The 24,762-nt window shown below is 72.3% G+C and carries 28 protein-coding genes; 13 read left to right on the top strand and 15 right to left on the bottom strand.

Annotated features, from left to right (window positions below; genetic code table 11):
• The first annotated feature begins 2 nt into the window (after window positions 1-2).
• From ACIBI9_RS21805 to ACIBI9_RS21790, 4 genes are all read left to right on the top strand, one after another.
• Entirely contained in the window at window positions 3-212 is a 210-nt protein-coding gene (locus tag ACIBI9_RS21805; RefSeq protein WP_397223972.1) for a hypothetical protein, read from the top strand.
• A gap of 151 nt (window positions 213-363) precedes the next feature.
• Window positions 364-507, top strand: coding sequence for a hypothetical protein (locus ACIBI9_RS21800; RefSeq protein ID WP_397223971.1), 144 nt, complete (start codon window positions 364-366; stop codon window positions 505-507).
• Window positions 508-557: 50 nt separating this feature from the next.
• The gene (locus ACIBI9_RS21795) at window positions 558-1,127 is read left to right on the top strand and encodes a TIGR00645 family protein (protein WP_397223970.1); all 570 of its coding nucleotides are present in this window, start codon (window positions 558-560) and stop codon (window positions 1,125-1,127) included.
• Window positions 1,128-1,140: 13 nt separating this feature from the next.
• Window positions 1,141-1,392 carry a hypothetical protein gene (locus tag ACIBI9_RS21790; RefSeq protein ID WP_397223969.1) on the top strand — a complete coding sequence of 84 codons (252 nt, stop codon included), beginning with the start codon at window positions 1,141-1,143 and terminating at the stop codon, window positions 1,390-1,392.
• A 57-nt stretch (window positions 1,393-1,449) separates the two neighbouring features.
• On the opposite strand, the gene ACIBI9_RS21785 is transcribed toward ACIBI9_RS21790, so the two are convergent.
• Window positions 1,450-2,253, bottom strand: coding sequence for a Cof-type HAD-IIB family hydrolase (locus ACIBI9_RS21785; RefSeq protein WP_397223968.1), 804 nt, complete (start codon window positions 2,251-2,253; stop codon window positions 1,450-1,452).
• A gap of 21 nt (window positions 2,254-2,274) precedes the next feature.
• Window positions 2,275-2,751 (bottom strand): DUF6968 family protein, encoded by a 477-nt coding sequence (locus tag ACIBI9_RS21780; RefSeq protein WP_397223967.1) that lies wholly within the window; start codon window positions 2,749-2,751, stop codon window positions 2,275-2,277.
• Window positions 2,752-2,873: 122 nt separating this feature from the next.
• Here ACIBI9_RS21780 and pyrF point away from each other — a divergent pair, with 122 nt between their 5' ends.
• On the top strand, window positions 2,874-3,698 hold the full coding sequence (gene pyrF / locus ACIBI9_RS21775) for an orotidine-5'-phosphate decarboxylase (protein ID WP_397223966.1): 825 nt from the start codon (window positions 2,874-2,876) through the stop codon (window positions 3,696-3,698).
• 17 nt (window positions 3,699-3,715) lie between these two features.
• On the opposite strand, the gene ACIBI9_RS21770 is transcribed toward pyrF, so the two are convergent.
• Complete coding sequence (locus ACIBI9_RS21770; RefSeq protein ID WP_397223965.1) at window positions 3,716-5,437, bottom strand: 2-isopropylmalate synthase; 1,722 nt, start codon at window positions 5,435-5,437, stop codon at window positions 3,716-3,718.
• Between the two features lie 54 nt (window positions 5,438-5,491).
• Here ACIBI9_RS21770 and ACIBI9_RS21765 point away from each other — a divergent pair, with 54 nt between their 5' ends.
• Genes ACIBI9_RS21765 through ACIBI9_RS21755 form a run of 3 tightly spaced genes read left to right on the top strand, consistent with a single transcriptional unit; the run spans window position 5,492 to window position 7,190 of the window.
• The gene (locus tag ACIBI9_RS21765; protein WP_397223964.1) at window positions 5,492-6,193 is read left to right on the top strand and encodes a FadR/GntR family transcriptional regulator; all 702 of its coding nucleotides are present in this window, start codon (window positions 5,492-5,494) and stop codon (window positions 6,191-6,193) included.
• A 10-nt stretch (window positions 6,194-6,203) separates the two neighbouring features.
• Window positions 6,204-6,728 carry an NUDIX hydrolase gene (locus tag ACIBI9_RS21760; protein WP_397223963.1) on the top strand — a complete coding sequence of 175 codons (525 nt, stop codon included), beginning with the start codon at window positions 6,204-6,206 and terminating at the stop codon, window positions 6,726-6,728.
• A 54-nt stretch (window positions 6,729-6,782) separates the two neighbouring features.
• Entirely contained in the window at window positions 6,783-7,190 is a 408-nt protein-coding gene (locus ACIBI9_RS21755; protein WP_397223962.1) for a dihydrofolate reductase family protein, read from the top strand.
• A 186-nt stretch (window positions 7,191-7,376) separates the two neighbouring features.
• Here ACIBI9_RS21755 and rbsK read toward each other — a convergent pair whose 3' ends face one another.
• The 10 genes from rbsK to ACIBI9_RS21705 form a co-directional block, all read right to left on the bottom strand.
• On the bottom strand, window positions 7,377-8,261 hold the full coding sequence (gene rbsK / locus ACIBI9_RS21750; RefSeq protein WP_397223961.1) for a ribokinase: 885 nt from the start codon (window positions 8,259-8,261) through the stop codon (window positions 7,377-7,379).
• Window positions 8,258-9,607, bottom strand: a complete 1,350-nt coding sequence (locus ACIBI9_RS21745; protein WP_397223960.1) for an ADP-ribosylglycohydrolase family protein — start codon at window positions 9,605-9,607, stop codon at window positions 8,258-8,260. Before ACIBI9_RS21745 ends, rbsK begins: the two co-directional genes overlap by 4 nt.
• Window positions 9,604-10,743 carry an ADP-ribosylglycohydrolase family protein gene (locus ACIBI9_RS21740; protein WP_394501497.1) on the bottom strand — a complete coding sequence of 380 codons (1,140 nt, stop codon included), beginning with the start codon at window positions 10,741-10,743 and terminating at the stop codon, window positions 9,604-9,606. The genes ACIBI9_RS21745 and ACIBI9_RS21740 overlap by 4 nt, the downstream gene beginning before the upstream one ends.
• Entirely contained in the window at window positions 10,740-11,705 is a 966-nt protein-coding gene (locus ACIBI9_RS21735) for an ADP-ribosylglycohydrolase family protein (protein ID WP_397223959.1), read from the bottom strand. Before ACIBI9_RS21735 ends, ACIBI9_RS21740 begins: the two co-directional genes overlap by 4 nt.
• A 6-nt stretch (window positions 11,706-11,711) precedes the next feature.
• A complete protein-coding gene (locus ACIBI9_RS21730) occupies window positions 11,712-12,683 on the bottom strand; it encodes an ADP-ribosylglycohydrolase family protein (protein WP_397223958.1) in 972 nt (323 codons plus the stop codon).
• Window positions 12,680-13,984 carry an ABC transporter substrate-binding protein gene (locus ACIBI9_RS21725; protein ID WP_397223957.1) on the bottom strand — a complete coding sequence of 435 codons (1,305 nt, stop codon included), beginning with the start codon at window positions 13,982-13,984 and terminating at the stop codon, window positions 12,680-12,682. The genes ACIBI9_RS21730 and ACIBI9_RS21725 overlap by 4 nt, the downstream gene beginning before the upstream one ends.
• A 9-nt stretch (window positions 13,985-13,993) precedes the next feature.
• Complete coding sequence (locus ACIBI9_RS21720) at window positions 13,994-14,812, bottom strand: carbohydrate ABC transporter permease (RefSeq protein ID WP_397223956.1); 819 nt, start codon at window positions 14,810-14,812, stop codon at window positions 13,994-13,996.
• A complete protein-coding gene (locus ACIBI9_RS21715; RefSeq protein ID WP_397223955.1) occupies window positions 14,812-15,729 on the bottom strand; it encodes a carbohydrate ABC transporter permease in 918 nt (305 codons plus the stop codon). Before ACIBI9_RS21715 ends, ACIBI9_RS21720 begins: the two co-directional genes overlap by 1 nt.
• Window positions 15,726-16,802 carry a LacI family DNA-binding transcriptional regulator gene (locus ACIBI9_RS21710; RefSeq protein WP_397223954.1) on the bottom strand — a complete coding sequence of 359 codons (1,077 nt, stop codon included), beginning with the start codon at window positions 16,800-16,802 and terminating at the stop codon, window positions 15,726-15,728. The genes ACIBI9_RS21715 and ACIBI9_RS21710 overlap by 4 nt, the downstream gene beginning before the upstream one ends.
• 542 nt (window positions 16,803-17,344) lie before the next feature.
• Window positions 17,345-18,580 carry an MFS transporter gene (locus tag ACIBI9_RS21705; protein ID WP_397223953.1) on the bottom strand — a complete coding sequence of 412 codons (1,236 nt, stop codon included), beginning with the start codon at window positions 18,578-18,580 and terminating at the stop codon, window positions 17,345-17,347.
• A gap of 23 nt (window positions 18,581-18,603) precedes the next feature.
• On the opposite strand from ACIBI9_RS21705, the gene ACIBI9_RS21700 reads away from it, so the two are divergent.
• The 3 genes from ACIBI9_RS21700 (at window position 18,604) to mihF (ending at window position 20,752) form a co-directional block, all read left to right on the top strand.
• A complete protein-coding gene (locus tag ACIBI9_RS21700; RefSeq protein WP_397223952.1) occupies window positions 18,604-19,821 on the top strand; it encodes an ROK family protein in 1,218 nt (405 codons plus the stop codon).
• 118 nt (window positions 19,822-19,939) lie between these two features.
• Window positions 19,940-20,344 carry a heme-binding protein gene (locus tag ACIBI9_RS21695; RefSeq protein WP_397223951.1) on the top strand — a complete coding sequence of 135 codons (405 nt, stop codon included), beginning with the start codon at window positions 19,940-19,942 and terminating at the stop codon, window positions 20,342-20,344.
• 102 nt (window positions 20,345-20,446) lie between these two features.
• Window positions 20,447-20,752 carry an integration host factor, actinobacterial type gene (mihF, locus tag ACIBI9_RS21690; RefSeq protein ID WP_043641121.1) on the top strand — a complete coding sequence of 102 codons (306 nt, stop codon included), beginning with the start codon at window positions 20,447-20,449 and terminating at the stop codon, window positions 20,750-20,752.
• 77 nt (window positions 20,753-20,829) lie between these two features.
• Here the strand turns inward: mihF and ACIBI9_RS21685 are convergent, their stop codons facing one another.
• Window positions 20,830-21,477 carry a response regulator gene (locus ACIBI9_RS21685; protein ID WP_397223950.1) on the bottom strand — a complete coding sequence of 216 codons (648 nt, stop codon included), beginning with the start codon at window positions 21,475-21,477 and terminating at the stop codon, window positions 20,830-20,832.
• Complete coding sequence (locus ACIBI9_RS21680; protein ID WP_397223949.1) at window positions 21,468-22,703, bottom strand: sensor histidine kinase; 1,236 nt, start codon at window positions 22,701-22,703, stop codon at window positions 21,468-21,470. The genes ACIBI9_RS21685 and ACIBI9_RS21680 overlap by 10 nt, the downstream gene beginning before the upstream one ends.
• A gap of 195 nt (window positions 22,704-22,898) precedes the next feature.
• Here ACIBI9_RS21680 and ACIBI9_RS21675 point away from each other — a divergent pair, with 195 nt between their 5' ends.
• Complete coding sequence (locus tag ACIBI9_RS21675) at window positions 22,899-24,173, top strand: acyltransferase (protein WP_397223948.1); 1,275 nt, start codon at window positions 22,899-22,901, stop codon at window positions 24,171-24,173.
• Between the two features lie 73 nt (window positions 24,174-24,246).
• Window positions 24,247-24,744, top strand: a complete 498-nt coding sequence (locus ACIBI9_RS21670; RefSeq protein ID WP_397223947.1) for a GNAT family N-acetyltransferase — start codon at window positions 24,247-24,249, stop codon at window positions 24,742-24,744.
• Window positions 24,745-24,762 lie beyond the last annotated feature (18 nt).

Raw genomic sequence — 24,762 nt, 5'->3', positions numbered from 1 at the left:
CCATGCTTTTCTCCCCCCGAAGGATCGTCGCCGTCGCGGCCGTCGCCGGTGGCCTGACCCTGCTCGCCGCCCCTGCGTCCTACGCCGTGGTGGATCCTCTCACTCTGGTCCCCTGCCTGGCCGAGGCCGGCGCCGGCGCCTCGACGCTGATCGACCCGACCGCGCCGGCCGTGCCGGCCGAGGTTCCGGCCGTGAGCTGCCTGCAGCCCTGACCGGCCCAGCCTGGGCACGTCCCCGGCCGATCCGGTTATCCGGGCAGGCGGCGCGGCGAGCCGGCCGCGCCGCCGCCACGGCGGCCCGATCAGTTCCCCCCTACAGCGCAAGCCCAGTCCATCCGATAGCGCAGAGCAGCTAGGAGATCCTTTGAAGGTCCGCGTCCTGACCGCCGTCGCCGCACTCGCGCTGGCGGGCGCCATACCCCCCATCGCCCTCGACAAGCTCACCACCGACCCGCCCATCGTGCGCGTCGAGACCTGGGTCCAGCACGTCAACGTCTTCACGTCCTAGTGCGGCTCGCGCAGGTGCCCGTGGCCGACACTCCACCGGAGTCACGGACCATGTCCGGGTATGTCGGCTATTTCATGTTCCTCAGCCGGTGGATTCAGGCGCCGCTCTACATGGGGCTGATCCTCGCCCAGATCGTGTACACGTGGCGGTTCATGCTGGAGCTGCTCCATCTGATCGAGCTCGGGTTCGGCGGCTCACCACCGGAGACCACCGTCATGCTGATCGTCCTCGGCCTCGTGGACGTGGTCATGGTCTCCAACCTGCTCATCATGGTCATCATCGGCGGCTACGAGACGTTCGTCGCCCGGCTGCGCATCGAGGGGCACCCCGACCAGCCCCAATGGCTTTCCCACGTCAACGCCAACGTGCTGAAGGTCAAGCTGGCCATGGCGATCATCGGCATCTCGTCCGTCCACCTCCTGCAGATCTTCATCAACGCGTCCAGACCGACCATCACCGACAGGGAGCTGCTGTGGAAGACACTGATCCACCTGACCTTCGTGGTCTCGGCACTGGCGCTGGCGCTGATCGACCGCATCATGGCGGGCGCGCGGCGCGAGGCCGGGACGAACGGGGGCGAGCGGCAGTCGGCCCTGCAGCAGGAACGGGTCGCCGCCTAGCCGGGGTGCCCCGGTGAGGCGGCCGGCCGCCGTCGTGGCGATCGCGGCGTTCGTGTGCTCGCTCGCGGGCGCCGCGCACGCGGAGGGCGAGGCCCCCAGGCCGAGCGGCCCGCCGCCGCTGATCGGCAACGTGACCATCTTCAACGACGAGATCATCGAGCCGGTGTCGCTGCCCGTGAGCACCTGCGGGTCGCTGCTCCCGCTGCTCGGCAAGGGGCCCACCACATGCCAGGGCGCCTCACGGGTGTCGGACGACGACGCCTGACGCCGTACGTGCCCGCCTGCGGGGGCGGGCGGGCACCTCGGCGGGCAAAGGCGATCGTCAGCCGTAGAGTTCCTCCAGCACCGCGGCCACCCCGTCCTCGTCGTTGGACAGCGTGCGGCGCTCGATCGCCGCCAGCACCAGGTGGTGCGCGTTGGCCATGGCGTACCCGGCGCCCGCGTAGGCGAGCACGGCCAGGTCGTTCGGCATGTCGCCGAAGGCCACCACCTCGCCGGGCTCGACCCCCCGCTCCCGGCACAGCACGTCGAGCGTGCTCGCCTTCGTCACCCCGGGAGCGCTGATCTCCAGCAGCCCTTCCCCGCCGGAGTGCGTGACCTCGGCCAGCCCCTCGATCGCCGCGACGACGGCCGCCACCATCTCGTCCGCCGTGCTGGTCTGCGACTGGGCGAGCAGCTTGATGATGGGGTCGTCGCCGTCGAAGACGGAGCTCACCTCGCGGAGGAAGGCCAGGTCTTCCACGATGCGCCTGGTGTAGGCGGCCTCGGCGAGCACGCCCCGGCCCGTCTCGACGGCCAGGCCGACTCCGGGCAGGGCCGCGGCCAGGGCCTGCGCGACCCTGTTCGCCGCCGTCCGGTCCAGGAGATGGCTGGTGACGACCTCGTCGGTGTCCAGGTCGTACACGATCGCGCCGTTGCTGCAGATCGCGACGCCCGTGACGCCCGCCTGATCGGCGATCGCGCGGACGCCGCGCGGCGGCCTGGCGGTGACGAAGACGATCTCGGCTCCGGCCGCGCGGGCGGCTTGCAGGGCCTCTACGGTGCGGGGGGTGACGGCACGTGCGGAGTTGAGGAGGGTTCCGTCGAGGTCGGTGGCAACGAGGCGGGGGAGGATGGGGGCGCTCACGCTGCCGATTATGCCGATCTTTCAGATCCGCATCTCGGGCGGGAGCCGCGAGGACGCGTTCGAGAGCTCCAGGCCGAGGAACTGCCCGGTGTCGCCGAAATCAAGGACGACATCCGCCACTTCAACCTGACTTACGACCTCTTCTGGCGCTATTTCGTGCTTCGTCGCGATATAGGCGATATCGCGGATCTTGTCCAAGCTCACGTACACCGTCTGCGGCCGCTGCCCGAACGGCGCCTCGTCCCAGCTCAGCAGCCCCTCCTTGGCCTCGTGCGAGCCCGCCAGCGCGGCCCGGACCATGGCCAGGGTCAGCTCGATCGCCTCCAGCGAGTCGACCCCGGTGACCTTCCGCTCGTGCTCCCACCCGTCGAGCCCGTCGATCCGGTACGGGCACGACCAGTCCCCCGTCGGCTCCTCGTAAGGCACGCCGATCGTGACGGTGACATCACGCGGCGGATCGGTACGCAGCACCAGCACCCGATGGGCGATCTCGTACATGTAGCCTGATCTACCCCATGTAAGACACTTGAAGGCCCGATCCCATACCGTCGCCGAAGTATGCATTCCTGGCTACGGCCGCCGCAAGCTAGGCTGCCTACGGTCGTAAGGGGGCCCATGAGATGAACGAGTCATTCGGGACGCGCCTTCGAGCCAGGCTCGACGAGTGCGGGCCGCTCTGTGTGGGCATCGATCCGAGCCCGGCGCTGCTGCACGCCTGGGGGCTCGACGACTCGCCCGCCGGTCTGGAACGCTTCAGCCGCACCGTCGTCGAGGCGGTCAGCGACGTCGCCGCCCTGGTCAAGCCGCAGTCCGCCTTCTACGAGCGCTGGGGCAGCCGCGGCATCGCGGTGCTGGAACGCACCATCGCCGACCTGCGCGAGGCCAGGACGCTGGTGGTGCTCGACGTCAAGCGGGGCGACATCGACAGCACGATGGCCGCCTACGCCGAGGCCTACCTCGACCGGGGCAGCCCGCTGGCCGCCGACGCCGTGACGCTGAGCCCGTATCTCGGATTCGGGTCGCTGGAGGGCGCGATCCTGTCGGCCATGGCCAACGACGCCGGCGTCTTCGTGCTGGCCCGCACCTCCAACCCGGAGGCGGCGCCGCTGCAGCGGCTCGTGGCCGACCAGGTGCTCGCCGGGGTCGCCGCGGCGAACGCCGGGCACGAGCCGCTGGGGCCCATCGGGGTCGTGATGGGGGCCACGCTGCCCGAGCTGGAGCACTCGCTGGACGACCTCAACGGCCCCATCCTCGCGCCGGGGCTGGGCGCCCAGGGGGCCTCGCCCGCCGACGTGGCGCGGCTGTTCGGTTCCGTACGGCACGCCGTCGTGCCCTCGGTCTCCCGGGCGGTCCTGGCCGACCCCAAGCGGCTGCGCTCCCGTACGCTCTACTTCCGCGACGAGTGCGCGGCCCACCTGGACGCGAAGATCGCCACCCAGACGTGAGCCGCGCCCGCCGGTGATCAGGCCGGCACGGACGCCAGCACGCGGTTGACGGCGGCCAGCACGGCGTGCGCCGAGGCGGTCAGGACCGAGGTGTCCTGGGCCGCGCCCCAGCTGGTGACGCCGTCGACGCGGGCCTCCACGTAGGCGATGGCGCGGCTGCCCCGGCCCGGGTCCAGGGCGTGCTCGGCGAAGTGGAGGATGTCCACGTCGATCCCGTCGTCGCCGAGCGCGGCGGTCAGCGCGGACAGCGGCCCGTTGCCGGTGCCGCGCAGCCGGCGCCCCGACCGCAGTGTGCCCTCGAACTCGTGCACCCCCGGCGCCGTCTCCCTGGTGCTCCATTCGGCCAGCGCGCTGGTCTCCCCCGGGGCCACGTAGGTGGCGTGGAAGAGCTCCCACAGCTGCTCGGCCGTGATCTCCTCGCCGCTGCCGTCGGTGGCGCGCTGCACGACCGAGGAGAAGTCGATCTGCAGGCGGCGGGGCAGCTCCAGGCCGTAGCGGGCGCGCAGGAGGTAGGCGATGCCGCCCTTGCCCGACTGGCTGTTGACCCGGATGACCGCCTGGTAGCCGCGGCCCACGTCGGCGGGGTCGATGGGCAGGTACGGCACGTCCCACGGCGCCCGCTCCGGCGGCACGCCCAGCTCGGCGGCCCGCTTGGCGTGGTGGGCCAGGCCCTTGCCGATGGCGTCCTGGTGGGTGCCGGAGAAGGCGGTGTAGACGAGGTCCCCCGCGTACGGGTGGCGGTCGGGCACGGGCAGCCGGTTGCAGTGCTCCACGACCCGGCGGATCTCGTCGATGTCGGACAGGTCGAGCATGGGGTCCACGCCCTGGGAGTGCAGGTTGAGCGCGAGGGTCACCAGGTCCACGTTGCCGGTCCGCTCGCCGTTGCCGAACAGGCAGCCCTCCACGCGCTGGGCGCCGGCCAGCACGGCCAGCTCGGCGCAGGCCACGCCGGTGCCGCGGTCGTTGTGCGGGTGCACCGAGAGGATCACCGCGTCCCTGCGGTCGAGGTGGCGGTGCATGTACTCGATCTGGTCGGCGTACACGTTGGGGGTGGCCACCTCGACCGTCGCGGGCAGGTTGTGGATCACCGGGCGGTCCGGGGCGGCGTCCCACAGGGCCGTCAGGTCGTTGCAGACCTCCAGCACGTAGTCGGGCTCGGTGAGGTTGAACACCTCCGGCGAGAACTGGAAGCGCACGTCGCGGCCTTCCGCGAGCCGGGCGATGTGCCCTGCGGCGTCCATGATCAGGGCGCGCAGCTCGGGCCTGTCGTGGCCGAGCACCACGTCCCGCCAGGTGGGGGCGGTGGCGGTGTAGAGGTGCACGACCGCGCGGGGCAGCCCCTCGATGGCGGCGAACGTGCGCTCGATCAGGTCGCGCCTGGCGGCCGTGAACACGACCACGGTCACGTCCTCCGGCACGACGCCGGGCTCGGCCAGGTGGCGGACGAAGTCGAAGTCGAGCTGGCTGGACGAGGGGTAGCCGACCTCGATCTCCTTGAACCCCATGCCCGTCAGCAGGTCGAACATCCGGCGCTTGCGCGCCGGGTCCATCGGCTCGGCCAGCGCCTGGTTGCCGTCGCGCAGGTCGACGGGCACCCAGAGCGGGGCTCGTGTGATGCGCGCGGACGGCCAGTCGCGCTCGGTGAGCGGCACCTCGACGCGCTCGTGGGCGGGCTTGTAGCGGTGGTACGGCATGCTGCTGGGACGTTGACGGTTCCAGACGTACACGGACGGCGTCATGGCGGCTACACTAATCACAACACAGGTCCTCAGACAACCTGAGAGGTGCATTCGATGCCGCTCGGCTCCCTCCGTCCCAGCCCGCTCGTCGAGCAGGCCACCCAGCACCTGCGCGAGCAGATCACGCAGGGCGAGTGGCCCGTGGGCACCCGCCTGCCCGGCGAGAACGCGCTGGCCAAGACGCTGGGCGTGGGGCGTTCGACGGTCCGGGAGGCGCTGCGCGCGCTGGCGGGGGCGGGGCTGGTGCAGGCCCGGCAGGGCTCCGGCGTGTTCGTGATCGCCACTGCGATCACCACTGCGATCGCCGAGGACTGGCCCGGCCGGCTGCGGCGGGCCGCCATCACGGACGTCTACGAGGTCCGCATGATGGTCGAGACCCAGGCCGCCCGGATGGCCGCGCAGCGGCGCACCGAGGAGGACATCGCGGCGCTGGAGGAGGCGCTGGCGGCGCGGGCGCGGGCGGCCTCGGAGGACGACGCCGCGTTCGTGGACGCCGACATCGCCCTGCACGCGGCGGTCGTGGCGGCGGCCGGCAACCCGGTGCTGACCGACCTGTTCGCCGAGTTCGCGCCGGCGTTGCGCGAGGGGCTGATCGGCCTGGTGGAGGTGCTCGGGCTGCGCTCGCACGACCGCAACCCCGGGCACGACGCGCACGCGGAGCTGGTCGCCGCCGTCCGGGACGGGGACGGCGACGCGGCGGGCGCGATCCTGCAGGCGGAGCTGGAGCAGACGCTCGCCCACCTGCACGGCGCATAGCCTTGTCACGGTGATCGCCCGCACGCAGCGCCCCACGGCCCGCGTCATCCTGGCCGCCCCCGACGACCGCGTCCTGCTGTTCCGCTTCATCCCGCCGGACCCGTGGCAGAAGGAGCCCGCCTGGCACCTGCCCGGCGGCGGCCTCGAGCCGGGCGAGTCACCGGCGCAGGCGGCGGCACGCGAGGCGCTGGAGGAGACCGGCCACGTGCTCAGCGCCGCCGACCTCGGCGACCCCGTGGCGGTGAACGAGGGCGCGTGGTCCAACCTCGGCCGCCACTTCTACACCGTGCACACGTACTTCTTCGCCCGCGTGCCGTCCGCGACGGTCACCCACACGGCGCTGGAGGAGTACGAGACGGAGGACTTCAAGCTCGGCAACCGCTGGTGGCGCGCGGACGAGCTGGCCGCCACCGAGGAACGCGTGTTCCCGCCCGGGCTGGCCGCGCTGCTGCCCGATCTCCTGGCCGGGATGCGGCCCGCAGCCCCCGCCAGGCTCCTCTGGACGCACGAGAAAAGATCTTCGGAAGGGATGTAGAGAAGGCGCGGACGGCTCCGACCCAGTCACGAGCACAACGCGAAGGAGCACACGATGAGCAAGCTCATCTACTGGGTCCACACTTCCGTCGACGGCCACATCGAGGGCCCGAACGGGGAGTTCGACTGGCCGGCGATGGGGCCGGAGCTGTCGGCGTACGGGGACGAGGTCCACGCCCGCGTCGGCACCTTCCTGTACGGGCGCGTCGTCTGGGAGATGATGTCCAACTACTGGCCGAACGCGGAGTCGATCTCGGACGACCCACACGACCTCAAGTTCGCCCCCATCTGGCGCAGCACCCCGAAGATCGTCTTCTCCACCACGCTGCAGGAGGCCGGCTGGGCCACCCGGATCGTCTCCGGCGACCTCGCCAAGGAGGTCGCCGAGCTGAAGAGCCAGCCCGGCAAGGACCTCCTGCTGAACAGCGGCTCACGGCCGACTGGCGCGCTCACCCGAATGTGATCGACGAGTACCACATCGTGACTCCTCCGCTACCCGAAGGAAGCGGCTTCTCGCCTTCCCCAGCCGGAGTCGGCGACGGCCAAGCCCTGACCGGCGTCCTTGAGGACACACGCAGAACCTACCGGAGAAGCGATCCCTCTGCCGGATGAACTCCGAAATCCTGCTGCGCTACGAGCGGGCCGAAGGCTAGGGCAGGGCGGCCTCGATCTCGTGGCGGGTCGGCATGGACGTGCTGGCCCCCTCACGCTGCACCGACAGCGCCGCCGCCGTGGACGCGAAGCCCAGCGCCTCGGCCACACCCATCCCCTCCGACCTGGCCACGGCGAACGCGCCCACGAAGGTGTCGCCGGCCGCGGTCGTGTCCACGGCCTCCACCTTCACCGCGGGCACCCGCAGCCGCTCCCCCGAGCGCGACCCGTACAGCGCGCCCTCCGCGCCCAGCGTGATCAGCACCTCCTCGACCCGCTCCAGCAGCGCGTCGAGGGCGGCCTCCGCGTCGGCGGCGCCCGTGATGGCGGCGGCCTCGTGCTCGTTCGGGACGATCGTGGTGACCGCGTCGAGGAGCTCGTCCGGCAGCGGCCGGGCGGGGGCCGGGGTGAGGTAGACGGGCACGCCGGAGACCTGGGCGGCCTGGGCGGCCGCCACGACGGCCTCCATGGGCAGCTCCAATTGGAGCAGCAGCGCGTCGGAGCGGGCGATGGCGGCCAGGTCCTCGCCCGAGGGGCCGGCGATGGCGCCGTTCGCGCCGGGGACGACGATGATCGAGTTGCCGCCCTCGTCGTCCACCACGATGTGCGCGATGCCGCTGGGTCCGGGTACCTCGCGCAGGCCGCGCACGTCGATCCCGGCCTCCGCCAGCGTGGCGCGCATCTCCGCCCCGAACCCGTCGTCACCCACCGCCCCGAGGAAGGCCACGTGCGCGCCCGCGCGGGCGGCGGCGATGGCCTGGTTGGCGCCCTTGCCGCCGGGCACGGTCCGGAACCGGTGCCCGGTGACCGTTTCGCCCCGCTTGGGGGCTTCGGAGACGTACGCGACGAGGTCCATGTTGGCGCTGCCGAAAACCGAGATCATGGCTTCATCATCTCCTGTGTACGGGTGGCCAGCTCGGCCAGCCCCACCCCGTCGTACCCGGTCAGGCTGCTGGCCAGGCTGTCACGCAGCCGCCAGCGCTCCGGCACGCCGCCGTTCAGCGCGCCCGCGACGGACCCGGCCGTGGCCCCGGCGGAGTCGGTGTCCCAGCCGCCGGCCACCGCTCCGGCGATCGTGGCGGTGAAGTCGCCCCGGCCGTGGATCAGCGTGGCCGCGACGAGGGCGGCGTTGTTGACGGTGTGCACCCAGTGCAGGCTGCCATGGCGTTCGTGCAGGAGGTCGACGACCCGCTCGAAGTCGTCCTCGCGGGCGGCGTCCGCGGCGGCCAGGCGTACCGCCTCGTGCAGGCGGGAGCGCTCCGGCACCACCGACAAGCCCGCCCGCACGACCTCCTCGGGCGAGGTGGCGACCATGGCGGACGCGCACATGGCGGCCACGAACATCGCCCCGTAGATCCCGTTCGCGGTGTGGGTCAGGCGGGCGTCGCGCCAGGCGTGCTCCGCCGCCGTGGCGGGGTCGCCCGGGTTGCTCCAGCCGTACACGTCGGCCCTGATCAGGGCGCCGATCCACTCCCTGAACGGGTTGCGGCGGGTGGCCGTGGCGGGCGGCTCGACGCCGTCCAGGAGGTTGCGGTACGCGACCCGTTCGGCGGTGAACGTACGGCCGGCGGGGAGCTCGTCCAGCCACAGCTTCGCCACGTCGTCGGTGGTGAAGCCGCGGCCGTGGCGCTCCAGGACGGAAAGGGCCAGCAGCGGGTAGTTGAGGTCGTCGTCCTCCGGGATGCCGTCGATGTTCTCGGCCAGGGAGTTGACGGCGCTGCGGCGGTTCCACGGCCAGCGGCGGGCGACGTCGTCCGGGAGCCCCTTGGCGGTGAACCAGCCGCGGATGGGCCAGTTGCCGGTGGCCTCGGCGATCTGCCTGATGCCTTCGCGCGGGATCTTCTCCACGGGCTTGCCGAGCACGCACCCGGCCGCCCGGCCCTGCCACGCGCCCAGCACCCGCGCCGGATCCACGGCCTCTCTCGCCGCCGCGCCGGGCCAGGACGGGCAGGCGGCGACGATGCCGGCCAGGTCCGAGGGCTCGGGCAGCGGGGACGGGACGGCGGCCAGCTCGTCCAGCAGCTCCCCGGCCAGGTCCCGCAGCCGCGCCGCCCCCGGCTCGGAGGCCCCGGCACGCGGGGGCGCGTCATGCCCGCCGGCCGCGTGCCAGCGGGCCGCGATCTCCCGCACGCGCTCGGCGTCGGGACCGGAGGCGCGGCCGTCCTCGGCGGCCTGGCGGAGTTCGTGCCCGATCAGGTCCTCCGGCTGGACCCAGGTGAGCCGGATCACCGGCGGTCGAGGTCGGCGAAGGCGGCCTCGTGGCCGCGGCGCCGTACCAGGTCGTCGGCGTGCACCCGGCGCGCCACCTCCGCGATCGCGAGCCCGGGGGCCACCAGGTCCGTACGGCTGGCCGCCCCCACCTGCGAGACCCACTCCGACGGCACCGCGGACAGCCCCCCGAGAGCGCCCGCGATGGCCCCGCCCATGGACGCGATCGAGTCGGCGTCGCGCCCGTAGTTGACGCCGCCCAGCACGGTCTCGCGGTAGTCGCCCTTCGCGATCACCAGGAACCCGAGCGCCAGCGGCAGCTCCTCGATGCTGTGCACCCGGCTCGGCCGCCGCGCCCCCAGCCCCTGGTCGCGGTAGGTGTCGGCGACCGTGTCGTAGGGCCGCATGGCGGCGCGCAGCGTCTCGAACGACCCGTCCCAGTGCCCCAGCCCGGCGGCGGCCTCGCAGACGGACTCGATGGCGGCCCGCGTGCCGTCCTTGGCCAGGCGCAGGCAGGCCGCGATCACGGAGTCCGCGGTGGCGCCCGGCCGCATGGCCTCGGCCACGGCGGCGGCCATCACCCCGGCGGCCTCCCGGCCGTAGCTCGACTGGTGCGCCCCGGCCAGGTCGACGGCCTCGGCGTAGGCGGCGTCGGGGTCGGCGGCGTTCACGATGCCGACGGGGGCGACGTACATGGCCGCGCCGCAGTTGACGATGTTGCCGACGCCGGCCTCGCGCGGGTCCACGTGCCCGTAGTGGAGCCTGGCCACGATCCACTTCTCGGCCAGGAAGATCCGCTGCAGCGGCAGCGCCTCGGCCTCCAGCTCGGGGATCCAGCGCCGCTCGCCCATCAGCTCGGGCACCAGGTGCTCGGCCATCGAGTACGCGCTCAGGTGCCCGCCGGCCTTCTCGTACACGCGGATCAGGGCGTGCGTCATCAAGGTGTCGTCGGTGATGTGGCCGTCGCCCTTGTGGTATGGGGCGATGGGGCGGGCGTTGCGCCAGTCCTCGTTGAACGGCGGCACGATGCCCTCGACGCGGCCCCCGTACCTCTCGACGATCTGCTCGGGGGTCCAGCCCTCGGTGGCGCCGCCCAGCGCGTCACCGACCGCCGCCCCCGCCACGCAGCCAGTGGCCCTGTCTTCAAGCGGCGTCATGCGATTCCCTCCGATAGTTCGATCAGATCCCGGCCCGCCAGGTCAGGCAGGCAACAACCGGCCAGCGTGCGGGACGACGCGATCCACCCCTCCGGGATCGCCTCCGATCCGCGGCACGCTCCCGTGAGCGCCCCGGTCAGCGCGGGCGCCGAGTCGGCCAGCGCGGCCAGGCAGGCGGCCGCGGGCACGGCCCGCGCGAGCTCGCCGCCCGCGCACTCGGCCAGCGCCAGCGCCACCGGCACGGTCTGCGCGGCGCCGACGCCGTAGCTGTAGACGTGGTCGAGCAGCGCGGCGTCCAGCGCGGGCACGGCCGCGAACGGGTCGCCCGCCCTGCGCGTGACGGCCAGCGCCGCGCGGGCGTTGTGGCCGATGGCGGTGTCCTCGGGCAGTACGGCCAGCGCCGCCTCCACCGCCCCGGCCGCCGATCCCGACCGCACCGCCTCGGTCACGGCGGCGGCCATGGCCCGGGCGCCCAGGACGCCGTCGTAGGCGTTCGTCACCTGGGCGTCCTGCGTGGGGTCGCGCCCCAGGACCCCGAACGCCACGGCCCTGACGGCGGCGGCGTCGTCGAAGTGGTGCGGGTTGTCGTGCCCGGACGCGGGCGGCTCGACGCCCTTGGCGAGGTTGTCGAGCGCGGTGGCCACCGAGATCCGCGCCCTGATGCCCTCCCGGGGCAGTTCCCTGAACGCCTCGGCCCTTGGGCGGTCGATCGTGAGCGCCGTCCAGGCGAGCCATTCGGCGTCGTCGGACGGGCCCACGGCCAGCGGGGCCGTGGGCTGGTTGAGCGCGAACGGGACCGGCAGCGTGGTGACCTCGTGCTCCTCCGCGAAGGCGTCCAGCTCTCTGTGCAGGCGTCTGCTCCAGGGGGCGTGCAGGGCCGCCCGGTGCCTGGCCGCCGGCCATCCGGCGGCGTCACCGACGGCGAGCCCGGCGAAGGCCCCCCTGATTCTGTCCCCCGACATCGTGATCTACAGTCCTCCCGCCAGTTCGTCGGCGACGTCCAGTACGTGTTTTCCGGCCACGACGGGCAGGCATTTGCCCGTCACGGGCCCGATCCTGTCCGCCCACCGCTCGGGCACGCCGCTCTCGCCGCGCATGGCTCCGGCGATCGCCCCGGCGATGGCGCCGATCGTGTCGGCGTCCCTGCCCAGGCTCACCCCGAACGTCACGGACGCCTCGACGTCGCCGTCTCCGGCCAGTACGGCCGCCAGCGCCAGCGCCACGGCCTCGGGGGCGACGTCGGTCCAGGGGTAGTGCCTGACGACCACGGCCTCGTGAAGGGCCTCGACAAGCTCGGCCGCGTCCGAAGCCGGGCCCATGGTCGGCAGGGTCGCGCAGGCTCGCACGACGTTGCGGGCCGTCCACGAGTCGGCGGGGATCACCGACAGCGCCGCCCGTACGACGTCCTGGACCGGGGCCCCGCCCATCGCGGCGGCCACGGCCCCGGCGACCGCGCGGCCGCCCAGGATGCCCTCGCCGGATCCGCTGACCAGCCCGTCCTGCTCTACCAGCCGGGCCGCCTCCGCGGGATCTCCCGGGCAGAACACCCCGTACGGCGCCGCGCGCATCGCGAGCCCGTCCGACCAGCCGTGCGAGTGCACCAGCCCCGTCAGCGGCGGCTCGAGCCCCCGGCGAAGCGCTTCGACGGTGCCCAGCTCGGAGAACCCGGCCCCGCGCATGGGCCCGGTGACCCGCGGGATGATCTCCCGCCGGTACGCCTGCGCCACGTCGGCGGAGGTCAGCGCGTGCCCGTGCCGCACCAGGAGCGAGGCGGCGAAGATGGCGTATTCCGTGTCGTCGGTCCCGCCGCCCTCGATCTCCGTGAGCCGGCCCCACCGCCGCCGGATCTCCGACGGCGGCAGGTTCTCGGCCGGGGCCCCGAGGGCGTCCCCGGCCGCGAGGCCGAGAAGACACCCACGGGCTTTATCCCGATAAGTCACCGCTGGTACCGCTCCAACACCTTGTTGCCGTCCTCGACCAGCTTCGAGGCCGCCTGGTCGATGGTGATCTTATTGGCGAAGTACTCCTGCAGCGTCGGCGTGGCCACCTTGGTCTTCCACTCGTCGAACCCGTTCACCTTGAGGAACGGCGCCACGACGAGGTTCTTCGCGGAGGCGGTGGCCACGTCCCAGCCGTTCTCCTTGGTGGTCATCGCCGGGTCGGCGGCGGCCGCCTGGGAGGTCGGCAGGAGCCAGTCACCCTTGGCGAGCTTGGCCTGGTTCGGGCCGTTCAGGAAGAAGGCGATGAACTTCATGGCCTCGTCCGGGTGCTTGCTGTCCTGCGCGATCGACAGCGTCTGCGAGACCGCGCCCTGCTGGGCGCTCGTGCCCTTCGGCGCGGGGAGCGTGACCCACTCGAAGCCCTCCGGAGCCTGCTCGGCGACCTGCTGGCGCAGGTAGACGCCGGCGGGCAGCAGCGCGAACTTGCCCTTGTAGAAGGCCGGCAGCGGGTCCGCGGTGCCCTGGCCGAGCGCGGCCGGGTCGGCGGACTTGTCCTTGTAGAGCTGGTCGTGGATGCGCTGGAGCACCTCGCGCTCCTCGGGCCCGACCTTGACCGTGGTCTTGCCGTCGGCCGTCTGGAAGAACGTGCCGCCGAAGTTGAGCGCCAGGTTGAGCGTCTTGTTGACCGGCGACTTCATCGGCCAGGCCACGCCGAAGTTGCCGTCCTTGGTCATCTTCTTCGCGGCGGCCGAGAACTCGTCCCACGTCCAGGGGCTGTCGGCCGTCGGGACGCGCACGCCGGAGGCGTCGAGCAGCTTCTTGTTGGCGATGATGACCTGCGACTCCTGCAGGAACGGCACGCCGTACACGCCCTGCTGGCCCTTGCCGTCATCGAAGGTGACGGTGTCCCAGGCGGGCTGCGGGATGTCGCTCTTGAGCTCGGCGGGCAGCTTGTCCTTCAGGTCGAGCAGGTAGCCGTCGGAGGCGAAGCCGGACAGCGCGGGCGAGTCGTTGTGGATGACGTCCGGCGCCGTGCCGCCGGCGAACTGGGTGACGAGCTGGTCGTTGACGTTGTCCCAGCTGCCCTGGACGTAGGTGACCTGGATGTTGGGATTGGCCTTGTTCCACTCGTCCACGAGCTGCTTGTTCGCGGCGACGGATTCCTTCTGCCACGCCAGGCTGAGGAAATTGATCTTGACTGGCTCGTTGGGGGCGGACGACGACTGCGCGCCGCCTCCCCCGCCGCACGCGGCGGCCAGCGTGAGGATCGCCGCAGCCGCCAGAGCGGACGTGATTCGCATGTGAGCCTCCTAGCCCTTCACGGCGCCGGCCATCAGGCCGGACTTCAGTCGCCGCTGAATGATTGCGAAGAAGATCAGGCTCGGGATCGTCGCCATGAGCGACGCCGCGGCCAGCGGGCCGAGCCTGGCCACCCCCTCAGGACCGGTGAACCGCACCAGAGTGAGCGGGAGCGTCATGACATCGGGGTTCTGCAGGACCACGAGCGCGAACATGAACTCGTTCCACGACGAGATGAACGAGAACAGCAGCGTGGCCACCACCCCCGGCGCCAGCAGCGGCGCGACCACGCTCGCGATCGAGCGCAGCCGGGTCGCGCCGTCCACGGCCGCCGCCTCCTCCAGCTCACGCGGCACCGCGCGCACGTACCCCTGGAGCATCCACAGCGCGAACGGCAGCGTGAACGTCACGTGCACGACCACCAGGCCGGGCAGCGTGTTCACCAGGTCCAGATCGCGCAGGATCATGAAGAGCGGGATGATGATCAGGATGAACGGGAACACCTGGCTGACCAGCACCCATCCGATGGCGATCCGGTTGAGCAGGCTGCGGTAGCGCGCCATCGCGTAGGAGGCGGGCAGCGAGATCAGCACCGTGATCACGCTGCTGAACAGCGCCACGACCAGGCTGCGCAGCCCCGCGCCCACCAGGTCCTGCTCGCCGAACGCGTCGGCGAAGTTGGCCAGCGTCGGGTCGCGCGGGATCCACGTGGGGTCGGCCAGGGCCATCTCCCGCGGCGTCTTCAGCGCCGTCGACAGCAGCCAGACCAGCGGGAACGCCAGGAAGACGATGTACGCGACCAGCGCCACGTACTGCGAGAAGCGCCTCATCACTTGGCCTCCCTCATCTGGCGTCCCAGGTAGAGCGCGAGCACGGCCAGCACGACGATCGCCATCGCGAGGCCGAGCATCGAGGCGTAACCGGCCATCCGGTACCTGAACGCCTCCTCGTACGCGAACAGCATCGGCAGCCGCGTCTGCCCGCCCGGCCCGCCCTGCGTGAGCACGTAGACCAGGCCGAACTGATTGATGTTCCACACGAAGTCGAGCGAGGTGATCGCCACGATCACCGGCCTGAGCTGCGGCAGCGTGATGTTCCAGAACCTCCGCCAGCGGGTGGCGCCGTCCACCTCGCCCGCCTCGTAGAGCTCCTTGGGGATGCCCTGCAGGCCCGCCAGCAGGACCACCGTGGTCTGCGGCATGCCGGTCCAGATGCCGACCACGATGATCGCCGGCAGCGCCAGCGAGAAGTCGGCCAGCCAGTTGATGTCCGTGCCGAGCAGGTCGTTCAGGATGCCCGCGTCGGGGTGGTAGACGAGCTTCCACATCAGGCCGATGACGACCGGCGGCATCGCCCACGGCACCACCGCCAGCACCCGGGCCACGCCCCTGAACCGCAGGTTCTCGTTGAGCAGCAGCGCCAGGCCGAGCGCGGCCAGGAACTGCAGCACGGTCACGGAGACGCCCCAGATCGCGCCGATCTTGAACGAGGACCAGAACTCGTCGTCGGTCAGCAGCCGGCCGAAGTTCTCCAGGCCGACGAAGCTCGTCTCGTGGTTGCGGGTGTTGCGGGCGTCGGTGAACGCCAGGCCGATGCCGTACAGCAGCGGGCCCACGCTGAACAGCGCCACCGGCACCAGGGCGGGCAGCATGAGCAGCCACATCTCGCGCGTCTGGCGCGAGATCCGCCGGCGCTTGGCGCGCCGCGTCCCGCGCGGCGGCGCCGGTCTCGTCGCGGTCGCCGTCACGCCTTCCCTCCTTCGTCCGTACGGTGCTCGTATCCGGCGCCCTGCCCGCCCTGTCCGCCCGGCCCGCCCGGCTCCCCGGCGGTTGAGGCGCGGACCACGAGCTTGGGCGGCACGGTGACCAGCCTCGGCTCGCGGTCGCCTCCCTGCAGCCGTTCGAGCAGCAGCTCGGCGGCGGCCTTGCCGCGCTCGGCCGACCCCAGCGAGACGCTGGTCAGCGACGGCCAGGAGGCGGCGGCCAGGTCGGTGTCGTCCATGCCGACCACCGCCACGTCCTCCGGCACCCGCCGCCCCGCCGCGCGCAGCACGTCGAGCGCGCCGAGCGCGATCAGGTCGTTCGCGCACATCAGCGCGTCCACGTCGGGAACCCTGGCGAGCAGCTCCGCCACCGCGCGGCCCCCTTCCGCGCGGTAGAAGTCGCCGATCTGCACGAGGTTCTCGTCGTAGGGCAGGCCGAGGTCCTGGAGCGCCTCCCGGTACGCGGCCCCGCGGGCGGCGCCGGGGACGGTGTCCAGCGGGCCGTTGACCATGGCGATCCGGCGGCGGCCGAGCGCGTACAGGTGATCGATCGCCAGCCTGACGCCGGTCCGGGAGTCGGCCCGTACGTTGTCCACGCGGGTGCCCTCCGGCACCTGGCCGATGATCACGACGGGGGTGCGGGCGGCGGCCAGCATCTGCAGGTGCGCCTCGGTGACCCGCAGCGGGCTCATGATCAGCCCGTCCACGTACCGCTCGCCCAGGCTGTGCAGCACGTCGATCTCGTCGGCCACGACGGCGTCGGTGGAGTGCAGCACGAGCCGGTAACCGGCGGCCTTCAGCACGGGCTGGATCTGGCGGAGCATGGCCAGGTAGGCGGGGTTGCCGACGTCGGCCATGGCGAAGGCGACCTGGTGGGTGCGGCGCGACTTGAGCGACCTGGCCACGGCGTTGCGCACGTAGCCGAGCTCGTCTGCGGCGGCCATCACCTTGCGCACGGTCTCTTGCCTGGTCGGCAGGCCGTTCAGCACCCGCGAGACGGAGGCGATCGAGACACCGGCACGCTCGGCGATCGTGTTGATCGTGGGTCCGTCGGCCAAGGCTGTCCTTCCATGTCCTGTAAACGTTTACGATCTAGACGCTGTAAACGTTTACGGTGTGTGGGACATGAAATATGCGCGTAACTTGCAGGTCAAGTCACGATCACATAACACCAGCTCAAAGCCACTTTCCACACTTTCCACACACCCTCGCACACCCACACACCACCGCCCACCCGCCGCTGCCCACACCCGCCACCCGCCGAGCCCGCCACCCGCCGGTTGAGCACCGCGCGCATTGCGCCGAGCACCACTGCCCCACACCCACCGACCCGGCGCCTGGTTCGCGGCGGCGCCGAGGGCGGGCACGAGCCACCGGCCACCGGCGACCGCGCCCGTCGCGCACCGCCTGCCCGCCCGAGCCCGCCGCCCCCGGGGCCCCGGGCCCGCCGCCGCACCCCTCCGCAGACGCCACCTGCCGCCCTCGGGCCGTCACCGTCCCACCACCGGCGACCGCGCCCGCCCGTAGGCCCGCCCGGTGCCGTACGGATCCGCTGGCCTCCGGGCGAAATCGCAGTCCGTGGGGCGGTCGGTGGGTGGGGTCAGTCGTGGGCCGGGGTTGGGGTGGGTTTGGGGGTTTCGGTTGAGGTGGGGAGGTGGGTGAGGGTGCGGATGGCGGGGGTGCCGGTGAGGGCGACGACGGCGGCGAGGATGGCGGGGATAATCAAGGCGATCGGCAGGGACGAGGCCTCGGCCACGTAGCCCAGGACGGCGGGCCCGAGGAGGAGGCCGCTGTAGCCGAAGGCGGTCACCATGGCGAGGGCGCGGCCGACGCGGCCCCCCGCGGCCCCGACCGCGCTGAACAGGACCGGGACCACCGTGGCCAGCCCGACGCCCGCCAGGGCCCAGCCGGTCCAGGCGCAGACGATCTGGAGGGCACCTCCCACCGCTGGTGACGCCAGGACCAGGATGTAGCCGGCCGTGGCGAACAGGCCGGCGAGCTGGATGGTGCGGACGGAGCCGAGCCGGGCGCGGATGGGGTCGCCGAGCAGGCGGACGGTGGTCATGGCCACCGAGAAGATCGTGTACGCGAGCGGCGCCATGGCCGGATCCGTCTCCAGCACCCACCGGGCGTGCAGGGCGGCCCAGTCGATGGCGGCGCCCTCGCTCAGGTGCCCGGCGAAGGCGGCGAGGCCCAGCAGGGCGATCAGGCCCCAGCCCAGCGACGAACCGGAGGCGGCGCCGGTCTCCGAGGCGGTGGTGTGGGCGGGCGGGTCGGGGAGCAGGAGGCGGGCCGCCGGCACGTACAGGAGGGGTACGACCAGCGCCGCCACGATGAGCAGCCACTGCGCGTCCACGCCGGCCTGCAGCGCGAGCGAGGTGAGCCCGCCGCCGGCCGCCCCGCCCAGGCTCCACGTGCCGTGGAAGGCCGAGATGATCGGGCGGCCGTAGCGGCGTTCGACCTCGACGGAGTGGGCGTTCATGGCGACCTCGGTCACCCCGAGCCCGATCCCGAACACCACCGCGAGCACCGCCAGAGCCCAGTACGAGGACGCGAGGGCGGGGCCGAGCAGGACCAGCCCCGAGAAGGGACCGGCGAACCAGCACACCCGGCGGCTGGACCACCTGTCCACCAGCGGCCCCGCCACCAGCATCGACACCAGCGCGCCACCCGAGATCAGCAACAGGACGCTGCCCAGCCTGGCGGGGCCGAGGCCGAGCCGGTCGTTCAGGGACGGGAGCCCGGCGGCCCACAAGCCCATCACGAACCCGGCGAGGAAGAAGAATCCGAACACTCCGGCACGAGCGCGTCTGGCGTCAATGAGGATTTTGTTCACGGCTAGAGCATAAACTGTGGTCCGTGATCGGTGCTACGACGAGTGGCGAGCTTCGCGCGCACAACCGGGTCCGGTTGCTGCGCGCCGTACACGACTGCGGGGCCACCCGCACCAGGTCGCAGCTGACCCGCGACCTGCGCCTGGCGCGAGGGACCGCGTCGGTGCTGGTGGCCGGGCTCGCCGAGGACGAACTGCTGCACGAGGAACCCTCCCGGGAGCACGCGAGGGGCCGCCCGACGCAGGTGCCGGGGCCGCATCCGCGCGGCCCGCTCGCCCTGGCCGTGGACGTACGGGAGGACGCCTGGGAGCTGGCGGCCTGCGAGCTCGGCGGCCGGACCGAGACGCTCGACCTGCGCCCGCACGACGGCACCCCCGAGGGCGTCCTGAGGCCCCTGGGCGAGGCCGTCGCCGCGCACCGGCGCCGCCTCGGGCACCGGGTGGTGGGCCTCGGGGTGGCCTTCGCGGGTCCGGTCCGGCACGGCGGCCTGGTGGACATCGCCCACCTGGGCTGGCGGTCGGTCGACGTCCCTCGCCTGCTCGGCCCGGACGTCCCGGCGCCCGTCGTGGGCAACGACACCGCGTTCGCTGCGCTGGCCGAGGCGCGCAGGGGACGACTGCAGGGCGTACAGGTGGGCCTGCACCTGCACGTGGACTTCGACCTCGGCGGCGTGCTCGTCGTGGACGGCCGGCCGCTGGCCGGGGCGAGCGGCGCGGGGGCCGAGTTCGGTCACATGCCGCTGACCGGCGGCGGCCGGCCCTGCCCGTGCGGCGCCATCGGCTGCTGGAGCATGGACGTCGGCGCGAACGCCCTGCTCCGCCACGTCGGCCTCGCCCACGGCGGCGGCCGGGGGCGCGCGCAGGCCGAGCGGGTGCTGGCCACCAGCGAGGAGGCGGTCACGGCCAACGCCAGAGCGCTCGGACGCGGCATCGCGGCACTCGTCAACGCCCACGACCCCGAGGTCGTGACTCTCTCGGGCCACGGCGTGGAGCTGCGCGAGCGCGCCGGGAAGGCGCTCCTCGCGGCCTGCGAGCCCGGCCTCATGGCCATCCGCCGCGAGCACCCGCCCAGGATCGAGGGCTCGGCGCTGGGCTGGCGCGGGGCGCTCGTGGGGGCGATGGAGTCGGTGTTCGACGCCTTTCTCACGCCGGAGTGTGTCGAAATGTGGCGGCAAAACCGGCCTGACCAGGGTCGCGACACGCCCGAGCGACAGAATGTGATGAATTCCACGCTGAAGGGGTGAAGCCCCTCCGGCCCGCTCCCCTTCCGAGCCATGTTAGCGATCTTGCCGTGCCCGGCTAAAGGCCTGTACGCATGGGAGGAAGACCAAACATGACCCGAGCGATCCGAGGGAATCAGGCGTGAATCTCGAGCTCGCGCTCCGCATGACCGAGGCCGCCGTCAGGCGGGCGATCCGCGAAGGCGCGGTGATCTCCGTGGCGGTCGTCGACGAGGGAGGACATCTGGTGTCTTTCCAGCGTATGGAGGGTGCGGAGATCGCGGGCCCCGGTCTCGCGCAGGGCAAGGCGTACACCTCGGTGGCCCTGCGCAGACCCACCGCGGAGCTGGCCGTGCGGACGGCTCCGGGAGGCGACCTGTACGGCCTGCCCAGGGACGATTACGTCTGCGTCGGAGGCGGCATCCCGCTCTGGGCGGACTACGGTGGGGGAGCCCGCGTGGTCGGCGGCATAGGCGTCAGCGGAGGCACGATCACGCAGGACGTGGTGTGCGCGGAAGCGGCCGCGGAAGTGTGGCGGACACGTTGAGCGGCGCTTTTCGCAACACGAACCGCTGGTATCCGCCATGATTAGCCACTGCACCACGGGTAACAGAATCCCGAACGTAAACTCCCCGAGGAGAGAACTGAGATGGCACTTCCCACTCTCACCCCCGAGCAGCGTCAGGCGGCTCTGGCCAAGGCCGCCGAGGCGCGTGCGGCCCGCACCGCTCTGCTCGCCAAGGTCAAGGCCGGCGAGCTGACGTTCGCTCAGCTGCTCGAGCGCGACGACGACATCGCGAAGAAGATCAAGGTGTCGCAGGCGCTCCGCGCCGTCAAGGGCGTCGGTCCGGCCAAGGCCACCGCGCTGATGGAGGAGGCGGGCGTCGACGAGAAGCGTCGCCTCGGCGGCCTGGGCGCCCAGCAGCGCAAGAAGCTGGTCGACGCGCTCGGCTAATCCCCCGAGCGGCCAGGTCCGCGCGCGACGCCGCGCGGACCGGCCACCACCCCTCAACCATCGGGCCCCCGGGAGGGTCAGGAACGCAGGTAGGTCAGGACGGCGAGCACCCGGCGATGCTGGTCGCTGTCCTCCGCGTAGAGGCCGAGCTTGTTGAAGATGCTCCTGATGTGCTTCTCCACGGCTCCGTCACTGATCACGAGCTGCCGTCCGATGGCCGGATTGGACTTCCCCTCGGCCATCAGCCCGAGCACCTCGCGCTCCCGCGGCGTCAGCTGCGCCAGCGGATCGTCCTTACGTCTGCGCACCATCAACTGGGACACCACCTGCGGATCGAACACCGTCCCGCCCGCGGCCACCCGCCGCAGGCCCTCCAGGAACTCGTCCACGTCGACGACCCGGTCCTTCAGCAGGTAACCCACCGCGCCCCTGGCGTCGGCGAGCAGGTCGTCGGCGTAGGAGACCTCGACGTACTGCGAAAGGATCAGCACGGGCGCCCCGGGCACCCTGCGCCGCGCCTCCACGGCCGCCTTGAGCCCTTCGTCGGTGAACGACGGCGGCATGCGCACGTCGACCACCGACACGTCCGGCTTGTGCTCGGCGATCGCCCGCACGAGGGCGTCGCCGTCACCGACGGTCGCGACCACCTCGCAGCCGAACTCCTCCAGCAACCTGACCAGGCCCTCCCTGATCAGAACCGCGTCATCGGCCACGACTACCCGCACGGCACCTCCGCCACGATCACTGTCGGCCCGCCGTCCGGCGACTGCACGCTCAGCTCCCCGTCGACGGCGCGGAGCCGGTCGGCCAGCCCGGCGAGACCGTGTCCCTTGGCGACGTGTGCGCCGCCGACCCCATCATCCCCGATCGTGAGCATGAGGATGTCGCCGATGCGGGTCAGCTGGATCGCGCAGCTGGTGGCGCGGCTGTGCTTGGCGACGTTGGTGAGGGTCTCGGCGCAGACGAAGTAGAGGGCGTTCTCCACCGCGGCCTGGTAGCGCTCGGCGGTCTGCACGTCGAGGTCGACGGGGACCGTGCAGCGCCCGGCCAGGGCGGCCAGCGCGGGCGCGAGGCCGCGGTCGGACAGGATGGGCGGCGCGATGCCGCGCGAGAGCGCGCGAAGCTCGTCGAGCGTCTCGCGGGTGGCGGAGATGGCCGACTTGATCGTGGCCTGCGCCGCTTCTGGGTCCTTGGCCATCTGCCGCTGCGCCCTGGACAGCTCCATGGCCAGCGAGACCAGCCGCTGCTGCGGGCCGTCGTGGATGTCGCGCTCCAGCTTGCGCAGCGCGTTGGCCTCGGCGGAGACGGCGGCGGCGCGGCCCTGGGCCAGGTCGTCGATGCGCTCCTGCAGCTCGGCCACGCCGGTCAGCAGCGCCCGGCCGAGCCCGGCGCGCAGCAGCGCGGAGCCGCGCACGGCGAACGGCATGATCAGCGTGAAGACCAGGCCGAGGGAGACGTAGAAGATCGAGTTGACGCCGTAGCCGTCGCCCAGGCCGAGCAGTTCGGGCAGCTCCACGTTGCCCGGGATGCGCGAGGTGACGATGCCGTAGATCGGATAGGTCAGGCCCGCCAGCGGCAGCGCCCAGAACACCACGGTGAGTACGAACGACAGGATGGCGAACGGCAGGTTGATGATGCCGTGCAGCAGGTCGAGCCAGGACTGCCCGCTGGTCAGCGGGTTGACGATCCGGCGGAAGCGGCCCGCCCCGGGCGGCGCGGGCTTGTAGCGGGGCCGTACGGGCGGGCGGTCCAGCACGTCGGACAGCCAGCCGCGCTCCGCGTCGGCGAAGCCCCGGGCGGCCATCAGCGTGCCGGCCAGCAGCGGCACGCCCAGCCATACGATCGCCGTGCCCACGCCGGCCGCGAAGCCGGCGAGCATGATCACGAAGCCGATGACGGCCGTGGGGAAGCCGACGAGCGTGTAACGGGTGTCGAGAAGGACACGCCTCATCCGGGAGCGCATGGGATCACCGTATGGCGTGGCGGCGCCCGGCACGAGCGGGTCTACGGGTGTCTGAGGGTAGGGCCAGCCCTACCCGGGAGGGTCACGTGATCTCGACCGCAAGACGGTGGCGAGCGGCAATGTGCGCGGACGCCCCCGGCGGGAGCCTTGAGCCATCCGTTTTCTCCGAAATCGAGGCCCCCCATGACCGTCCTGCTGGACCGCCCCACCGCCGCGCCGGCGGCGCCATCCCGCGCGGCGGGCACCCGCACGGCGGTGCGGGACCCGTTCATCGACCTGCTGCGCGTCTTCGGCATGGCGCTCATCGTGTTCCAGCACTGGACGATCCCGGTGCTGACCTATGACGGCGGCCGGCTGACGACGGGGAACGCGCTGTCGACGCCCGGCGTGTGGGTGGTGACGTGGATCAGCCAGGTCATGCCGCTGGTGTTCTTCGCGGGCGGCGCGGCGAACGCGATCAGCTTCGCCCGGGCGGACAAGGGCCCGCAGCGGTGGCTGTCCACGCGGCTGCGCCGGCTGGCCTGGCCGCTGCTGCCGCTGGCGGCGGTGTGGATCCCGCTCCCCCACGTGCTGCTCACGCTGGGGGTGCCGGCGCAGCCGCTGGAGACGGGCGCGCGGCTGACCGGCCAGCTCCTGTGGTTCCTGGCCGTCTACCTGATCGCCGTCACGGTCACCCCGTACGCGGTGCGCCTGCACGAGCGGTACGGCCTGCGCGTCCCCGCGGCACTGGCGGCCGGGGCGGTGCTGACGGACGTGGTGCGCTTCTCGACCGGGTTGGAGGCGCTGGGCTACCTGAACGTCGTGTTCGTCTGGCTGGCGGTGCACCAGCTCGGCTTCTTCTACGCCGAGGGCCGGCTGCGGCGGCCGTGGGCGCTGGCGATCGGCGGGTACGGGATCGCGGCCCTGCTGGTGGCGTACGGCCCGTACCCGGGCAGCATGATCGGCCTGCCGGGCGCCGAGGTGTCGAACATGGCCCCGCCCACCCTCGCCATGCTGGCCGTCGGGATCGGCCAGATCGGCCTGGTCACCCTGCTGCGGCCGTGGCTGCTCCGGCTGCGCACCGGCCGCGTGCTGGCCTGGGCGAGCCCCAGGATCATGACCGTGTACCTCTGGCACATGCCGGCCCTGTTCGCGGTGACCGGCGTGGTGGTGGTCCTGCTGGGGATCGACACGCCGCGGCCCGGCAGCGCGTTCTGGCTGGCCGGGTGGCCGATCTGGTTCGGGCTGCTGTGCCTGGTGATGTGGCCGCTGCTGAAGGGGTTCCACAGGTTCGAGACGCCGCCCGCGCTGCCGTACGGGAAGGGTGGATGGGGCGGCACGCTCGCCTCGGTCGCGCTGATCGGCGGCGGGGTGCTGACGCTGACGGTGGGCGGGTTCGCGCCCGGCGGCGGGCCGTTCCTCGCGGTGCTCGCCCTCCTCGGCGGGCTGCTGCTGACGGTGCCGCGGACCCGGTCCTGAGGACGGCGCTGTGGACCCGAGCGTGAGAAGCGCGAAACACCGCCGTCACACGCCGTTGCGCAGAATGTGGGCCATGACCAGTATCCGCGCCCTCGTCGAAGCCGATCTCCCCGCCGTCGCCGACATCTACGCCCACTACGTGATCGACGGCGTGGCCACGTTCGACGAGACGCCGCTCGGACTCGACCAGTGGCGGGCCAAGGCGGACGGCATCGCGGGCGCGGGGCTGCCGTTCCTGGTGGCCGAGGTGGACGGCGCGGTCGCCGGGTACGCCTACGTCTCCCAGTACCGCCCCAAGCCCGCCTACCGGCACACGGTCGAGGACACGATCTACCTGGCGCCCGGCTTCACCGGACGGGGGCTCGGGAAGCTGCTGCTCGGCGAGCTGATCGAGAAGACCGGTGAGACCTCCGCCCGCCAGATGATCGCGGTGATCGCGGACTCGGGCAACCCGTCGTCGGCCCGGCTGCACAAGGCGTTCGGATTCGAGGAGGCCGGGCGGCTGCGGGCGGTCGGATTCAAGCACGGACGCTGGATCGACACCGTGCTGCTTCAGCTCGACTTGCGATAAGGGGCCCCGACCGGTTCG

Source organism: Nonomuraea sp. NPDC050451 (assembly GCF_044458585.1).
This window is presented reverse-complemented; position numbering and strand designations above follow the sequence as displayed.

Bases quoted from the DNA above. Each gene is read 5' to 3' on its own strand.
- ACIBI9_RS21780 (WP_397223967.1), bottom strand. From the start codon at position 2,751: ATGTACGAGATCGCCCATCGGGTGCTGGTGCTGCGTACCGATCCGCCG.
- ACIBI9_RS21805 (WP_397223972.1), top strand. From the start codon at position 3: ATGCTTTTCTCCCCCCGAAGGATCGTCGCCGTCGCGGCCGTCGCCGGT.
- ACIBI9_RS21720 (WP_397223956.1), bottom strand. From the start codon at position 14,812: ATGAGGCGCTTCTCGCAGTACGTGGCGCTGGTCGCGTACATCGTCTTC.
- pyrF (WP_397223966.1), top strand. From the start codon at position 2,874: ATGAACGAGTCATTCGGGACGCGCCTTCGAGCCAGGCTCGACGAGTGC.
- ACIBI9_RS21740 (WP_394501497.1), bottom strand. From the start codon at position 10,743: ATGACGCCGCTTGAAGACAGGGCCACTGGCTGCGTGGCGGGGGCGGCG.
- rbsK (WP_397223961.1), bottom strand. From the start codon at position 8,261: ATGATCTCGGTTTTCGGCAGCGCCAACATGGACCTCGTCGCGTACGTC.
- ACIBI9_RS21675 (WP_397223948.1), top strand. From the start codon at position 22,899: ATGACCGTCCTGCTGGACCGCCCCACCGCCGCGCCGGCGGCGCCATCC.
- ACIBI9_RS21755 (WP_397223962.1), top strand. From the start codon at position 6,783: ATGAGCAAGCTCATCTACTGGGTCCACACTTCCGTCGACGGCCACATC.
- ACIBI9_RS21670 (WP_397223947.1), top strand. From the start codon at position 24,247: ATGACCAGTATCCGCGCCCTCGTCGAAGCCGATCTCCCCGCCGTCGCC.
- ACIBI9_RS21765 (WP_397223964.1), top strand. From the start codon at position 5,492: ATGCCGCTCGGCTCCCTCCGTCCCAGCCCGCTCGTCGAGCAGGCCACC.
- ACIBI9_RS21680 (WP_397223949.1), bottom strand. From the start codon at position 22,703: ATGAGGCGTGTCCTTCTCGACACCCGTTACACGCTCGTCGGCTTCCCC.
- mihF (WP_043641121.1), top strand. From the start codon at position 20,447: ATGGCACTTCCCACTCTCACCCCCGAGCAGCGTCAGGCGGCTCTGGCC.
- ACIBI9_RS21735 (WP_397223959.1), bottom strand. From the start codon at position 11,705: ATGTCGGGGGACAGAATCAGGGGGGCCTTCGCCGGGCTCGCCGTCGGT.
- ACIBI9_RS21770 (WP_397223965.1), bottom strand. From the start codon at position 5,437: ATGACGCCGTCCGTGTACGTCTGGAACCGTCAACGTCCCAGCAGCATG.
- ACIBI9_RS21795 (WP_397223970.1), top strand. From the start codon at position 558: ATGTCCGGGTATGTCGGCTATTTCATGTTCCTCAGCCGGTGGATTCAG.
- ACIBI9_RS21725 (WP_397223957.1), bottom strand. From the start codon at position 13,984: ATGCGAATCACGTCCGCTCTGGCGGCTGCGGCGATCCTCACGCTGGCC.